14 protein-coding genes are annotated in these 12,484 nt (G+C 68.3%); 6 read left to right on the top strand and 8 right to left on the bottom strand.

Annotated elements, in window-relative coordinates:
- Positions 1-34: 34 nt before the first annotated feature.
- On the bottom strand, positions 35-892 hold the full coding sequence (gene ispE, locus QJ043_RS05895; RefSeq protein ID WP_283712740.1) for a 4-(cytidine 5'-diphospho)-2-C-methyl-D-erythritol kinase: 858 nt from the start codon (positions 890-892) through the stop codon (positions 35-37).
- Positions 893-1,001: 109 nt separating this feature from the next.
- A complete protein-coding gene (locus QJ043_RS05890; protein WP_283712739.1) occupies positions 1,002-1,292 on the bottom strand; it encodes a Veg family protein in 291 nt (96 codons plus the stop codon).
- A 223-nt stretch (positions 1,293-1,515) separates the two neighbouring features.
- On the opposite strand from QJ043_RS05890, the gene QJ043_RS05885 reads away from it, so the two are divergent.
- Both QJ043_RS05885 and QJ043_RS05880 read left to right on the top strand, forming a co-directional pair.
- Complete coding sequence (locus tag QJ043_RS05885; RefSeq protein WP_283712738.1) at positions 1,516-2,604, top strand: M24 family metallopeptidase; 1,089 nt, start codon at positions 1,516-1,518, stop codon at positions 2,602-2,604.
- A gap of 230 nt (positions 2,605-2,834) precedes the next feature.
- The gene (locus QJ043_RS05880) at positions 2,835-3,245 is read left to right on the top strand and encodes a hypothetical protein (RefSeq protein WP_283722772.1); all 411 of its coding nucleotides are present in this window, start codon (positions 2,835-2,837) and stop codon (positions 3,243-3,245) included.
- 94 nt (positions 3,246-3,339) lie between these two features.
- On the opposite strand, the gene nagB is transcribed toward QJ043_RS05880, so the two are convergent.
- From nagB to rph, 3 genes are all read right to left on the bottom strand, one after another.
- On the bottom strand, positions 3,340-4,074 hold the full coding sequence (gene nagB, locus QJ043_RS05875; RefSeq protein WP_283712736.1) for a glucosamine-6-phosphate deaminase: 735 nt from the start codon (positions 4,072-4,074) through the stop codon (positions 3,340-3,342).
- Positions 4,075-4,239: 165 nt separating this feature from the next.
- Positions 4,240-4,878 carry an RdgB/HAM1 family non-canonical purine NTP pyrophosphatase gene (rdgB, locus tag QJ043_RS05870; RefSeq protein WP_283712735.1) on the bottom strand — a complete coding sequence of 213 codons (639 nt, stop codon included), beginning with the start codon at positions 4,876-4,878 and terminating at the stop codon, positions 4,240-4,242.
- A 53-nt stretch (positions 4,879-4,931) separates the two neighbouring features.
- Positions 4,932-5,663: a ribonuclease PH gene (gene rph / locus QJ043_RS05865; RefSeq protein ID WP_283712734.1), complete on the bottom strand. Its 732-nt coding sequence runs from the start codon at positions 5,661-5,663 to the stop codon at positions 4,932-4,934.
- A gap of 153 nt (positions 5,664-5,816) precedes the next feature.
- On the opposite strand from rph, the gene QJ043_RS05860 reads away from it, so the two are divergent.
- Entirely contained in the window at positions 5,817-7,178 is a 1,362-nt protein-coding gene (locus QJ043_RS05860; protein WP_283712733.1) for an ATP-dependent DNA helicase, read from the top strand.
- 90 nt (positions 7,179-7,268) lie between these two features.
- On the top strand, positions 7,269-8,618 hold the full coding sequence (locus tag QJ043_RS05855) for an ATP-binding protein (protein ID WP_283712732.1): 1,350 nt from the start codon (positions 7,269-7,271) through the stop codon (positions 8,616-8,618).
- Between the two features lie 2 nt (positions 8,619-8,620).
- On the opposite strand, the gene QJ043_RS05850 is transcribed toward QJ043_RS05855, so the two are convergent.
- The 3 genes from QJ043_RS05850 to QJ043_RS05840 are packed head-to-tail and all read right to left on the bottom strand — an operon-like array spanning position 8,621 to position 10,988.
- A complete protein-coding gene (locus QJ043_RS05850; protein ID WP_283712731.1) occupies positions 8,621-9,394 on the bottom strand; it encodes an amino acid ABC transporter ATP-binding protein in 774 nt (257 codons plus the stop codon).
- Positions 9,395-9,449: 55 nt separating this feature from the next.
- Positions 9,450-10,103: an amino acid ABC transporter permease gene (locus QJ043_RS05845; RefSeq protein ID WP_283712730.1), complete on the bottom strand. Its 654-nt coding sequence runs from the start codon at positions 10,101-10,103 to the stop codon at positions 9,450-9,452.
- Between the two features lie 24 nt (positions 10,104-10,127).
- Positions 10,128-10,988 (bottom strand): transporter substrate-binding domain-containing protein, encoded by an 861-nt coding sequence (locus QJ043_RS05840; RefSeq protein ID WP_283712729.1) that lies wholly within the window; start codon positions 10,986-10,988, stop codon positions 10,128-10,130.
- A gap of 206 nt (positions 10,989-11,194) precedes the next feature.
- Here QJ043_RS05840 and QJ043_RS05835 point away from each other — a divergent pair, with 206 nt between their 5' ends.
- Both QJ043_RS05835 and QJ043_RS05830 read left to right on the top strand, forming a co-directional pair.
- Positions 11,195-11,710 (top strand): nitroreductase family protein, encoded by a 516-nt coding sequence (locus QJ043_RS05835; protein WP_283712728.1) that lies wholly within the window; start codon positions 11,195-11,197, stop codon positions 11,708-11,710.
- A 127-nt stretch (positions 11,711-11,837) separates the two neighbouring features.
- Positions 11,838-12,479 carry a TatD family nuclease-associated radical SAM protein gene (locus QJ043_RS05830; protein WP_283712727.1) on the top strand — a complete coding sequence of 214 codons (642 nt, stop codon included), beginning with the start codon at positions 11,838-11,840 and terminating at the stop codon, positions 12,477-12,479.
- The last annotated feature ends 5 nt before the right edge of the window (positions 12,480-12,484 follow it).

Below are 12,484 nucleotides of genomic sequence, written 5' to 3'. Positions count from 1 at the left end.
CCAAGCGATGGAGCGGAGACGCCCCCCTGCGTCCCTACAACGTGCGGACGGCCTCGGACCACCATCCCTGGGACCGCGCGGCGGCGGCCACGGCGGCCGCGTCCTCGTCGCAGGCGCAGAGGGCCGCCACGCAGCTACCAGAACCGCACAGCAGCGGCTTCACCACGCGCGGCTGTGTGGCGAGCCACGCGAACGCCTCCCCCACCGCCGGACAACACCGCTCGGCTGCCTCCGTGAGGTTGTTGGCCGTGGCCGCGATGACCGCAGGCGCATCGAGCGCCTCCAAAGCCGAGACGAGCGGCTCCAAGGGCGCGGCCTGGCGGGGCTCCTCGTCGAACGCGCGGTAGCACTCCTTGGTGGGCGCCCCGGGCCCGGGTGCGCGCACGAGCGCCATGGCCAGCTCCGGGCACTCGAAGGACCGCTCGGGCACGTCGCCGTAGCCTCCCAGCAGGAGCGTCTCCCCTCCCGTGAGGAAGAACGGCACGTCGGCGCCGAGACTTCGCGCCACCTCTTGGGCATCCGGGCCCAGCGGGTCCTTGCCCCACAGTGTGCAGAGCCCGCGAATCACGGCTGCCGCATCGCTCGAGCCACCGCCGAGCCCGGCCTCGCTGGGAATCCGCTTGTCGAGCACGATGGACACCTTGAGCCGGCGCCTGAACGTCTCCGCCATGGCCTCGGCGGCCCGCCAGGCGAGGTTCTGCGCCTGGGGGCACGGGGCGTCCGGCGTGCAGGTCAGCGACGGCTCCTTGGTCTCCTGGATGGTCACCGTGTCATGGAGGGAGAGCCCCGCCATCAGCGACGTGGCCAGGTGCTTGCCGCGCTCGGTCCTCGGCGAGACGCCCAAATAGAGGTTCACTTTCGCCGGCGCAGTGACGCGGATCAAACGGCCCATGGCGGCTCCTTCTCGGATGGGACGGTTCCCGAGGCTAACGATACCCGTCGCACAGAAAACGGCCCCGGGACAAGTCCCGGGGCCGGTCCCTGACGCTCTCTGGTCTGGGCTACTCTTCCGTGGCGAAATCGAAGAGGGGCTCGCCGGACTCGGTATCGAAGAGCTCGACGGTGCCGGTCAGCACGTCCACGTACTGGTAGCTCTGGCGCGCCTTGCGGCCACGGCGCTCTTCCACCTCGACCATGAAGAGCGACGGGTGGGCGCTCACCACAACGCCGGTGCGCTCAACGATGCGCGAGCGGCCCATGTTGGCGCGGACGCGCACGCGAGAGCCCGTGAGCCCCCGCAGCTCCTCGTGAATCTGGTCGACGCGGTTGACGGAGGGGATCTCGTTCTCCAATTGCCTCAACTCCCATCGCCGGCGTAAAATCCGGCCAATGATGAATATGCAACGCACTACGTTACACCCTTTTTGTCCGAAAGAAAAGCCCCGAGCGGAGGACGGAGGGATCCCGGCGGCTCTGCGGTCGCGAGAGCAACGGCTGCGAGCCTCGGGCGCGGCGTCCCGTGACCCCAGCGAGGTCGCGTGGCACCATTCGAGGGACGCGAACGAGAGGAGCGAGATGCACGAGGAACGACAGGCGCGCGTGCGGAAGAACCTGCAGGCGATGGGACTGACCCAGATGCTGGTGGTGGACCCGGCCGCCGTGATGTACCTGACCGGATACGAGAACGACCCGATGGAGCGGTTCCAGGCGCTGTTTGTGCCCGTCGAGGGCGAGCCCACGCTGATCTTGAACCGGCTGTTCCCCGACCCGAATGCCTGGGAGCATCCGGTGACAGTGCTGGCGGACACCGACGACGTGGTGGCACCGGTCGCCAAGCTGTGCGACGCGGACGCGCCCTTGGGCGTGGACAAGGCGCTGCCGGCCAAGTGGCTGCTGCCCCTGATGGACGCGCAGGCCGCCTCGGGGTACGTGCTCGCCTCCTCCGCCGTCGACGACGCCCGCGCGCTCAAGTCGCCGGCGGAGCAGGACGCGATGCGCCGCGCGAGCGCGCTCAACGACCAAGGGATGGCATGGCTGCGCGAGCAGGTGCGCCCCGGTGTGACCGAGCGCGAGGTGGCGGCGGCACTCGAAGGCCGGTACCAAGAGCTTGGCGCGGAGGGCAACTCCTTCGCGCCCATCGTGAGCTTTGGCGCCAACGCGGCCGACCCGCACCACGAGCCGGACGACACGGTGCTGGAGCCGGGCATGTGCGCGCTCTTCGACGTGGGCTGCCGCGCCGATGGCTACTGCGCGGACATGACCCGCACGTTCCACCTCGGCGAGCCGGACGAGGAGTTCCGCCGCGTGTACGAGCTAGTGCGCGAGGCCAACGAGGCCGCCGAGGCCCTCGTGGCCCCCGGCGTGGAGCTGGCCAAGCTGGACCGGGCCGCGCGCGACGTGATCGAGCGGGGCGGCTACGGCGAGCACTTCACGCACCGGCTCGGGCATTTCATCGGCGCCGAGGTTCACGAGCCGGGCGACGTGTCGTCGAACAACCACGCCGTGTGCGAGCCGGGCATGTGTTTCTCCATCGAGCCGGGCGTATACCTGCCGGGGCGCTTCGGCGTGCGCATCGAGGACCTCGTGCTCGTGACGGACGACGGCTGCGAGGTGCTCAACCGCTACCCCAAGGAGCTCCAGGTCGTCCAACCATTGGTCCCTTGATTGGCACCACCTGCCAACAATCGAAATCAGTACCGTAAGAAATACTTCATCATCTGGTTCGAACGCCATCCCATTGCTGTGGGTTAGCGCCTCCGTGCGGAGACGCGCCGAGCGGCGCGTCGACCTTGGGCGGTATCGGCCCGTAACGGTGCATACGAGACCTGGTGGGTGAAATGGAGAATCACGCGATACGGAAGTCGGCGCTCACGGGTGCCTGCGCCCTCGTTGTCATGGGCTCGTTGAGCTTCGCGCGGTCATGGCTCCTCGGCTCGTGGATCGGCGGCGCGGGCGCTGCGAATCCCATCGCATCGGCCTTCTCTCCAGGAAACGCGTCGCTGTCCACATCGGGGGCCGCCCTCCTGGTCCTCCTCGTCCTCCCGTTCTCCTCCCTGCTCTTTGGTTACGAGGCGGGGCGTCTTGCGCGCAATGCCCTGCACAGGGGGGCGCTCAGGCGTCCATGGGCCGCAGTCCTGGCTCCGGCGTCGGTCGTGCCCTGGCTTGTGGTGGTCGGCCTGGCCTGGGCAGGGGGAATCGGATGCGACCCCGTCATCCAGGTGGCCACGGGAATACCCCTTGCCTTCCCCTGGCTCTTCGTCCTGGTCGGAGTCAGTCTCGGCATGGCCGCGCGCGAACAGCGCTAGACAGTGAAGGAGCGGGGCGCTCGGGTTTTCCGAGCGCCCCGCTCCGTTGTGCAACCTCAGGGAGAAGAAACGGCCGAGAGGGCCGTCGCTCTCGTCACTCCCCCTGGCAGAGGGAGAGGGCCTCGGCGTCCGCCACCACCCAGCAGTTGGTGTGCAGCTGCAGGATCGACGCCGGGCACTGCGGCGTCACGGCGCCCTCGATCATGTCATGGACGGCCTGGGCCTTGTCGGCGCCGGTGGCCGCCACCACGATCATGCGGGCCTGCATGATCGTCTGGACGCCCATCGTGTAGGCCTGGCGCGGCACGTCGTCCGGGTTGTCGAACAGGCGGCTGTTGGCCTCGATGGTGGAGGGCGTCAGGTCCACGCACTGCGTGCCCTTGGAGAAGGCGTCGGCCGGCTCGTTGAAGCCGATGTGGCCGTTGCGACCGATGCCGAGCAGCTGCAGGTCCACGTAGCCGGCGTCCTTCACCAGCTGGTCGTAGCTCTTGCAGGCGTGCTCGACGTCCAGGTCGGTGCCGTCGGGGACATGGGTGTTGTCCTTGTCGATGTCGATGTGGTCGAAGAACTGGTGGTTCATGAAGTAGCGGTAGCTCTGGGGGTCGTCCCCGGAGAGGCCGCGGTACTCGTCCAGGTTGTAGGTGGAGACCTCGGCGAAGTCCACGTCGCCCTTGTGGTACCAGTCGATGAGCTGCTTGTAGGCGCCGATGGGCGTGGTGCCCGTGGCGAGGCCCAGCACGCTCTTGGGCTTCAAGATCACCTGAGCAGAGATAAGGTTGGCAACCTTACGGCTCATGTCGTCGTAGTCCTTCGCGTGGATGATCTTCATGGCGTCCTCTCCTGTGGCCGTGTTCCGTTGTGCCGTCTCGTTCACAGTAGGCCCGGACAGCGACGCGGCACGGCGACGAGTGGCCCCCGCCGCCGAAAAGCCACGGACAACGGCCAAAAGACATACCAAAGTCGCAGGTAGTCAGTGGTTTCTGTGGCCGGAGCGCTAGTCTGCCAGCTGTGCCGCCAGGGCCTCGAGCGCATGGAAGCGATGGCTGATGGCGTTCTTCTCGCCGGGTGTGAGCTGGGCCATGGTCTTGCCGGGCGCGTCGTCGGGCAGGAAGAGCGGGTCGTAGCCAAAGCCGCCGGTGCCCCGGGGCTCAAAGCCGACGGAGCCCTCGCAGTCGCCCTCGCCCGCGAGCACGGGCCCCGCGTTGTCCACGAGCACCACACAGCTGTGGAAGCGAGCGCGGCGCCCCTCCGCAGGGACGTCCCGCAGCTGGTCGAGGAGCTTGGCGTTGTTGGCCGCGTCGTCGCCGTGGACGCCCGCCCATCGGGCCGAGAGCACGCCGGGGGCGCCGTCGAGCGCGTCCACCACGAGGCCGGAGTCGTCGGCCACCGCTGTGAGGCCGGTCGCGTCCGCGGCAGCCGCCGCTTTGATGAGCGCGTTGTCATAGAACGTGGCGCCGTTCTCCTCGGGGTCCTCGTAGCCGGGCAGGTCGAGGTCGCCGAGCGCGACAAAGGTCACGTCCTCCATCACAGGGCCGAGGATGGCCTCGATCTCGGTGACCTTGTGGGCGTTGCCGGTGGCGACGACGACGGTGGACTCGGGGTCGAGCGTCTCGACGGAGATCTTCTGAGACATACAGATCCAATCAAACGAGGAATGGGACAGCAAGGGGTTCCAGCGTCGTGCCGCTACTTGGGGAAATGGGTCACCTGCCGCTGGAGGTCGCAGAGGGTCTCGATGCCGCCCTGGCCGAGGTCGAGCAGCCGGTCGAGCTGTTGGCGGTCGAACGTGATCCGCTCGCCGGTCCCCTGCACCTCGACGATGCGCCCGTCGGCCGTGCCCACGAGGTTGAGGTCCACCTCCGCGTGGCTGTCCTCCGGGTAGTCCAGGTCGAGGAGCGCCCGTCCGTCCACGATGCCGATGGACACGGCCGCCACCTGGCCCGTCAGGGGCATGCGGTCGATGCGGCCGGCGTCGCGCCACGCGGCCAGCGCGTCATAGAGAGCGACCCAGGCGCCCGTGATCGAGGCGGTGCGCGTGCCGCCGTCGGCCTGGATCACGTCGCAGTCCACGGTCACCGTGACCTCGCCCAGCGACTTCATGTCCACGACGGCGCGGAGCGAGCGGCCGACAAGGCGCTCGATCTCCATGGAGCGCCCCTTGCGGCGCAGGCCCTCGCGCTTCTCGCGGCGCCCCGTGGCGGCGGGCAGCATCGCGTACTCGGCGGTGACCCACCCGAGGTGCGACGCCTTGCGCCAGCCGGGCACTCCCTCCTCGATGGTGGCGGCGCAGAGCACCTTGGTGTCGCCGAACTCGGCCATGCAACTGCCGAGGGCGTTCTTCATGACCCGGCGGGTGAGGGTGACGGGGCGGAGCTTGTCCGGCGATCGGCCGTCGTGGCGAAGATCGGAGAAGGGCATGGGGGTTCCTCTCGATGGCGTGTGGTCTCGCATGATACGCCCGGAGACGGGGCTGCTTTTGGTGACGATGCGTCTCCGCAGAGCGCCGTGCGGCACATGCCAGCCTTGCGGCGAGCGCCTATACTGGGCGGACCGAGCGAGAGAGGAGGCCCCGTGCCGAGCAAGCCCGCGCCCATGGACCCGTCGCAACAGGCTGCACTGGACTCCATTCTCTCCGGCGAGAACGTCTTTCTGACGGGAGGCGCCGGCGCGGGCAAGTCCCATGTGATCGACGAGGCGCGCCGGCAGCTCAAGCGCCACGGCAAGAGCGTCGTGGTCTGCGCCCCCACCGGCGTGGCCGCACTGAACGTGCGCGGCTCCACCGTGCACCGGGCGTTCCAACTGGGGCTCGGCGTGCGCCAACCGGGGCGCGCCCGCGTGGTGCCCACGCTGGAGAACGCCGACGCCGTCATCATCGACGAGGTGTCGATGCTGCGCGTGGACGCGTTCGACGCCGTCTGCGAGAGCCTTGAGAAGATGCGCCGAACCCCACAGCTCGTGGTGGTGGGAGACCTCTGCCAGCTGCCGCCGGTGGTGACGGGCGCGGACCGCGACGCGCTCCTCGACGCCTACGAGGCCCTGTGGCGCGGCCCCTACTGCTTCCAGGGGCTTCACTGGGACGCCTGGGGCTTCCACCCGCACGTGCTGCGGGAACAGCACCGCCAGTCCGACGGCGGGTTCCTCCGGGCGCTCAACCAGGTGCGCCACGGCAACGAGCTGGGCCTGGGGTGGATCGCGCAGGAGTCGTCGCCGGACGAGCTGGAGGGCGCGCCCTACCTCGCCGCCTACAACAAGGTGGTCGACGCCAAGAACGCGGCGGAACTCCGACGGTTGCCCGGACGCGAGCGCACCTACGAGGCCGTGCGCAAGGGCTCGGTGGGCAAGGTGGGCCCCGCGGCGGACGTCCTGACCCTCAAGGTGGGCGCGCGCGTGGTCTTCCTCAAGAACGACCCCGAAGGCCGGTGGGTGAACGGCACGCTGGGGACCGTCGCAAACCTGGGGCCGAAGTCCGTGACCGTGGACAAGGACGACGGCGAGACCGTGCGCGTGGAGGTCGCCACCTGGGAGTCCATCGACTACGAGAAGGAGCCCGGCACCGGCAAGCTCAAGGAGCGCGTCGCCGGCACGTTCAAGCAGCTGCCGCTGCGGCTCGCCTGGGCCATGACCATCCACAAGGCCCAGGGGCTCACCTTGGACAAGATGAACCTCGACCCCGCCTGCTTCGAGACCGGCCAGCTCTACGTGGCGCTCTCGCGCGTGCGCGAGGCGGGCGACCTGCATCTCGTGCGCCCGCTGCAGCCCAGCTACCTGCGCTTCGACCCGGCCGTGGAGGCGTTCCACCAGCAGGTCTGGCAGCAATGCCGCGACTGGCCGGACGGCGACCGCGCGACACGGCGCCCCAGCTGGCCCGAGGTGCGAGGGTCCATCGAGACGAGGAGAGCCGCCGCGACGCTGGGGCAGGCCGGGTTGCTGTAGTCGGTTTTGGAATTCGGTTTTTGCCTCAGATGACACGAATTATCGTAGAATCGTGTCACTTCCGTCATGAATCGAGCAATGGGAGCGCCCATGAAACGAAAACTCATGACCGTGGTGCGCCGCTGGAAGGAAGAGGGCTGCTCGCGCCCGCTGCTCATCAAAGGGGTGCGCCGCTGCGGCAAGACCTACCTTGCCGAGGAGGCCGGGCGCTCCCTCTTCGACGACGACTGGGTCAAGCTGGACTTCCAGACGGACCTCGCACGGATGGACGCCGTTTTCGCTGGTCCGACCAGCGACGTCGAGGGTATCCTGCGCAGAATCAGCGATTATGCCGGCCGCGCCGTCACCCCTGCGACGCTCCTCATCTTCGACGAGGTCCAGCTGTCGGAGCGCGCCCTCAACTCGCTGCGGTTCTTCTCCGGAACCGGGCAGCCAATCATCGCCACGGGCAGCCTCTTTGGCGTGACCCTCAAGAGGCGCGAGCTGCCGTTCCCCTCCGGTGTGCAGCAAGAGGAGCTCCATCCTCTGGATTTCGAGGAGTTCCTCTGGGCCTACGACCAGTGCCCCATGGCAGAGGCCATCCGCGAGCATGCCCGGAGTCTCGAGCCCTACGTCCTCCATGACCGAGCCCTGGAGCTCTTCGACCGCTGGACCGTCGTGGGGGGCATGCCCCGCCCGGTCCTCGCCTCCCTCAGCAACCAAGGCTTTGAGCCCGTGCGGGAACAGCAACGGGAAATCGTCGACACCTACGTTTCGGACATGACGGACCCCGAGAACGGCATCAGCGGAGCCGCCGCGCTCCGGGTCTGGAAGAGTGCCCCCCAACAACTCGTGCGCTCCTCCACGAAGAAGTTCAAGTACGCCGATGTGGAGCGGGGAGGACGTCGCTCCCGCCTCTTGGAGCCTCTGGAGTGGCTCGAGGCCGCCGGCATCGTGAGCCAGCAGAACCTGACACATGACACCTCGGCGCCGCTCACGCCGGCCGGCGATGAGGACGGGTCGTTCTTCAAAGTGTTCGTCGCGGACACGGGCATCATGTTCCACCAGTTCGGGATCGGGGCCGAGACCTACCTGGACCCCAACGTGCGCCCGTTGCTCTCTGCGGACTTCCGAGGGGGGCTGGCGGAGAATGCGACCATGCAGGCCTTCGAGGCCAACGGCATCGAAACGTTCTACTGGACCCCAGGAAAGTCCGGCGGTTCGGGAGAGCTGGATTTCGTGTATCAGGACCGGCTCGCACGCGTTGTGCCCGTGGAGGTCAAGTCCGGGCGCAATGTGGGCGCGCGGACGCTGAAGCGCTTCATGACAGAGGCGCGCTCTCCCTACGCCGTGCGGCTCTCGACGAAGCAGTTCGGACGCTCCGTCGACGAGAAGACCGGCATGGAGCTCCGGTCGCTCCCGCTGTACGCCGCCTTTTGCCTCGGCACGGACGCCGTCTGACCCTACTCCCCCACGCGCTCTAGGAACGCGCGGGTGCGCTCCTCGCGCGGGTGGTTGATGACCTGGTCAGCGGGGCCCTGCTCCACGATGACGCCGCCGTCCATGAAGACGACGCGGTCGGCCACGTCGCGGGCGAACGCCATCTCGTGGGTCACGATCACCATCGTCATGTCCTCGGCAGCGAGGCCGCGGATGACCTTGAGCACCTCGGCCGTGAGCTCCGGGTCCAGGGCGCTCGTGGGCTCGTCGAAGAAGAGCACGTCCGGGTGCAGCGCGAGGGCCCGGGCGATGGCCACGCGTTGCTGCTGGCCGCCGGAGAGCTCGCAGGGCACCTTCCCCTCCTCGGCCGCCAGCCCCATCTTCGCAAGAAGCGCCCGTGCCTCTTGCTCGGCCTCGGTCTTGTCGCGGCCCTGCACGGCCACGGGGGCGTCCGCCACGTTGCGCAGCACCGTCCAGTGCGGGAACAGGTTGAAGTTCTGGAACACGAGGCCGAAGCGGGAGCGGGCGTCCTTCAGCACCGAGGGGCCGGCGTACACGGCGACGCCCCGCTCGTCCTGCTCGGCGACGGCGAGGTCCCCGAAGGCCAAAGAGCCCCCGTCGAGACGTTCCAGCAGCGTGCAGCAGCGCAGCAGGGTGGACTTGCCGCCACCGGATGGTCCGATGACGGCAACCACCTCGCCCTTCTTCACGTCGAGCGAGATGTCCCGCAGCACCTCGTTGTCGCCGAAGCTCTTGCGCGCGTTGCCGAGCGAGAGGAGCGTGGGGTTCTCGGCCATGGGTCCCTCCAGACAGGACGGGGCGGGGACGCCGTGCCCCCGCCCCGAGCAAGTTCTAATCGTGATAATAGGCCAGCTGCTTCTCCACCCGGGTGAGCGCCATCTCCACGATGAAGTTGAACACCCAGTAGATGAGGGCGGCGATGGCGTAGGGCACCATCGACACCTGGCTCGCGGCAAGGGCCTTGGCCTGGCTGAACATCTCCATGATGCCGAGGACGAACGCCAGGGAGGTGTCCTTCACGAGCGTGATGACCTCGTTGCCGATGGCCGGCAGGACGCGCTTGACCACCTGCGGCAGCACGATGCGCGTGAAGGCCTGGGCCCGGGTGTAGCCGAGCACCTCGGCGGCCTCGTGCTGGCCGCGCGCGATGGACTGGAGGCCGGAGCGGTAGATCTCCGCGAAGTACGCCGCATAGTTGATGATGAAGCCGATGCCGCAGGCCCAGTACTTCCAGTCCGGCCCCATGTTGAGGTGGAACAGGTAGTAGGGCCCGAACATGATGGCCATGAGCTGCAGCATGAGCGGCGTGCCGCGCATGACCGAGATGTAGATCCGGGCGATCCAGGCGAGCCACTTGTGCTTGCTCATGCGCGCGAGCGCCACCGGGACGCCGAGGGGCAGCGCGCCCACCAGCGTCACGACAAAGATCTCGAGCGTGAAGAGCAGGCCCGAGAACAGGAGCTCGAGCATCACGGAGAATTCCACTGGATCGCCCTCCTTAAGGCCGCGCTACTCGAGCACCCAGTTGTCGTAGGACATGCCCTGGTCGGCGTACTTCTCGCAGAGCTCCTTGACGGTGCCGTCGCGGTCGAGCTCCTTGAGCGCGGCGTTGACGGCGTCGGCGGTCGCGGTGTCGCCCTTGGCGAAGCCCACGGCGTAGTGCTCGCTGGAGAGGGCGCCGAGCGTGCGGAACTCGTCCGGCTTGGCGGCCATCTGATAGTCCGCGATGGAGAGGTCGCAGGCCACGGCGTCGACCATGCCGCTCTCCAGCTGCATGAACGCGTTGTTGTAGTCGCCGATGGTCTGCAGCTCCTTGAAGGTGCCGGCGAGGTCCGCCTGGTCGCCCTGCAGCACGTCGAGGGCGGCGGAGTCCACCTGGGTGAGCACCGTCTTGCCGGCGAGGTCCTCCATGGACTTGATGTCGCTGTCGGCCTTCACGACCACGACCTGCTCGTTGAGCATGTAGGGCTCCGAGAAAGTGTAGTCGTCCTCGCGGCCCTCCATCGTGAAGCCGTTCCAGATGCAGTTGATCTGCCCGGAGCCGAGCAGCGCGTCCTTGGCGTCCCAGTCGATGGGCTCCAGCTGGACCTCCCATCCGTTCTTGTCGCAGACGGCCTGAGCCAGATCCAGGTCGAAGCCGGTGTAGGAGCCGTCGTCGCCCACGTAGCCGTAGGGCGGGTAGCCGGCGTCGAAGCCCACGATCAGCGTCCCGGTGGAGGCGGCGCCGGTCGCGCCGTCGCTCGACGCGGAGTCACTGGCGCCGGTGGTCTTGGCATCCGTCGAGGCGCCGGTGGTGCCGCCGCAACCGGCGAGCAACGCGGTCAGGGCGAAGGCGGACGTGGCACCAAAGAACTGACGACGGGTCTGCATGGTTCCCCCTTTGTGTCGGGTGCCCCGGACCGCTCTCCTCGGTTCGGGGCACTTTAGCGCGCTAAATCGCTTGCGGTCTCCTATTGTGGGGTGTGCAGGCACCCGCTTTCGGCCGTTGCAGGATTGTTTTATGGGGACGAAATCTCGGTGCCCGGCGAGAGGCCCCCGAACGAGCCCTCGGCTGCGCCAACGTCGAAAGGAACCCCATGGACCTCCTCCCCCTCCTCCGCGACCGCTACTCCGTGCGCGCGTTCTCCGACCGCCCCGTCGAGCCGGAGACGCTCGACCGTGTGCTTTCGGTCGCCGGCATCTCCCCCACCGCCCGCAACAAGCAGCCCCAGCGCCTCTACGTGCTGGAGAGCGACGAGGCGCGCGCGAAGATCGCCGAGCTGTCGCCCTGCACCTTTGGCGCGCCGGTGGTGCTCATGATGTGCTTCGACCGCTCGGAGGCCTCCGACTCTAAGCTCAACCCTGGCTACGATTTCGGCGAGATGGACGCCTCCATCTGCCTGGACCAGGTCATGCTGGCCGCGTGGGCCGAGGGCCTCGGCAGCTGCTGGGTGGGGATGTTCTCGCAGGAAGAGGTGCGCGTCGCGTTCGACCTGCCGGAGTCCTACCATGTGGCAGCGCTGATGCCGCTCGGTTACCCGGCCGAGGACGCCCACCCCGGCCCGATGCACGAGAAGAGCCGTCCGCTGGGCGAGCTGGTCACACGGCTGTAGGGGGCGAGACGTCCCCCGCACCGGCCGGGCGTCGTCGCCGGGACGGGATGTCATCGCCGAGGAGAAGGGGCACGGGCACGCGGGCCCGGCGTATCCTGTGCGCGCTCAGCGACCAAGGAGGCATCCCATGTCCGTGACCCACGGGGTTCCCGGCACGATCGTCTACCGCGTGGGCGACGGCGCCTACGTCAACCTCACCAACCGCTGCCCAAGCGCGTGCACCTTCTGCCTCCGACAGACCTGCGACGCGGTGGGGCGGGCCGACAGCCTGTGGCTCACGCGAGACGTGACGGCCGAGGAGGCCGTCCAGGCGTTGGACGCCTTTGACGACGAGGGCTTCACGGTGGCCGACGCCTCCGAGGTGGTCTTCTGTGGGTTCGGAGAGCCCACGGAGAACCTTTCGTCACTCCTGGCGGCGGCCGCCCACGTGAAGGAACGCTGGCACAAGCGCGTGCGCGTGAACACGAACGGCCAAGGCTCGCTCGTCAACGGTCGGGACATCACACCCGAGCTGGCGACCTGCGTCGACGAGGTCTCGGTGAGCCTCAACCATCCGGACCCGGCCCGGTACCAAGAGCTCGTCCGCAGCTCGTTCGGCGACGAGGCCTTCCCGGCACTGCTCGAGTTCGTCCGTCGCGCTCGCGAGAACGGCATGGAGGCCACCCTCACCACCGTCGCCACCACGATCACTGCCGAGGAGGAGGCCCGGTGCGCCGAGCCCTGCGCCGAGCTCGGGGCCCGCCACCGTATCCACCCGTTCGTGGACTGACCTCC

Source organism: Kribbibacterium absianum (genome assembly GCF_030067705.1).
Lineage (GTDB): Bacteria > Actinomycetota > Coriobacteriia > Coriobacteriales > Atopobiaceae > Kribbibacterium > Kribbibacterium absianum.
This window is presented reverse-complemented; position numbering and strand designations above follow the sequence as displayed.

What these genes read in the sequence shown, in the direction of transcription:
- ispE (WP_283712740.1), bottom strand. Translation starts at nt 892, where the DNA reads ATGGGCCGTTTGATCCGCGTCACTGCGCCGGCGAAAGTGAACCTCTAT.
- QJ043_RS05885 (WP_283712738.1), top strand. Translation starts at nt 1,516, where the DNA reads ATGCACGAGGAACGACAGGCGCGCGTGCGGAAGAACCTGCAGGCGATG.
- QJ043_RS05880 (WP_283722772.1), top strand. Translation starts at nt 2,835, where the DNA reads ATGGGCTCGTTGAGCTTCGCGCGGTCATGGCTCCTCGGCTCGTGGATC.
- nagB (WP_283712736.1), bottom strand. Translation starts at nt 4,074, where the DNA reads ATGAAGATCATCCACGCGAAGGACTACGACGACATGAGCCGTAAGGTT.
- rdgB (WP_283712735.1), bottom strand. Translation starts at nt 4,878, where the DNA reads ATGTCTCAGAAGATCTCCGTCGAGACGCTCGACCCCGAGTCCACCGTC.
- rph (WP_283712734.1), bottom strand. Translation starts at nt 5,663, where the DNA reads ATGCCCTTCTCCGATCTTCGCCACGACGGCCGATCGCCGGACAAGCTC.
- QJ043_RS05855 (WP_283712732.1), top strand. Translation starts at nt 7,269, where the DNA reads ATGAAACGAAAACTCATGACCGTGGTGCGCCGCTGGAAGGAAGAGGGC.
- QJ043_RS05850 (WP_283712731.1), bottom strand. Translation starts at nt 9,394, where the DNA reads ATGGCCGAGAACCCCACGCTCCTCTCGCTCGGCAACGCGCGCAAGAGC.
- QJ043_RS05840 (WP_283712729.1), bottom strand. Translation starts at nt 10,988, where the DNA reads ATGCAGACCCGTCGTCAGTTCTTTGGTGCCACGTCCGCCTTCGCCCTG.
- QJ043_RS05835 (WP_283712728.1), top strand. Translation starts at nt 11,195, where the DNA reads ATGGACCTCCTCCCCCTCCTCCGCGACCGCTACTCCGTGCGCGCGTTC.
- QJ043_RS05830 (WP_283712727.1), top strand. Translation starts at nt 11,838, where the DNA reads ATGTCCGTGACCCACGGGGTTCCCGGCACGATCGTCTACCGCGTGGGC.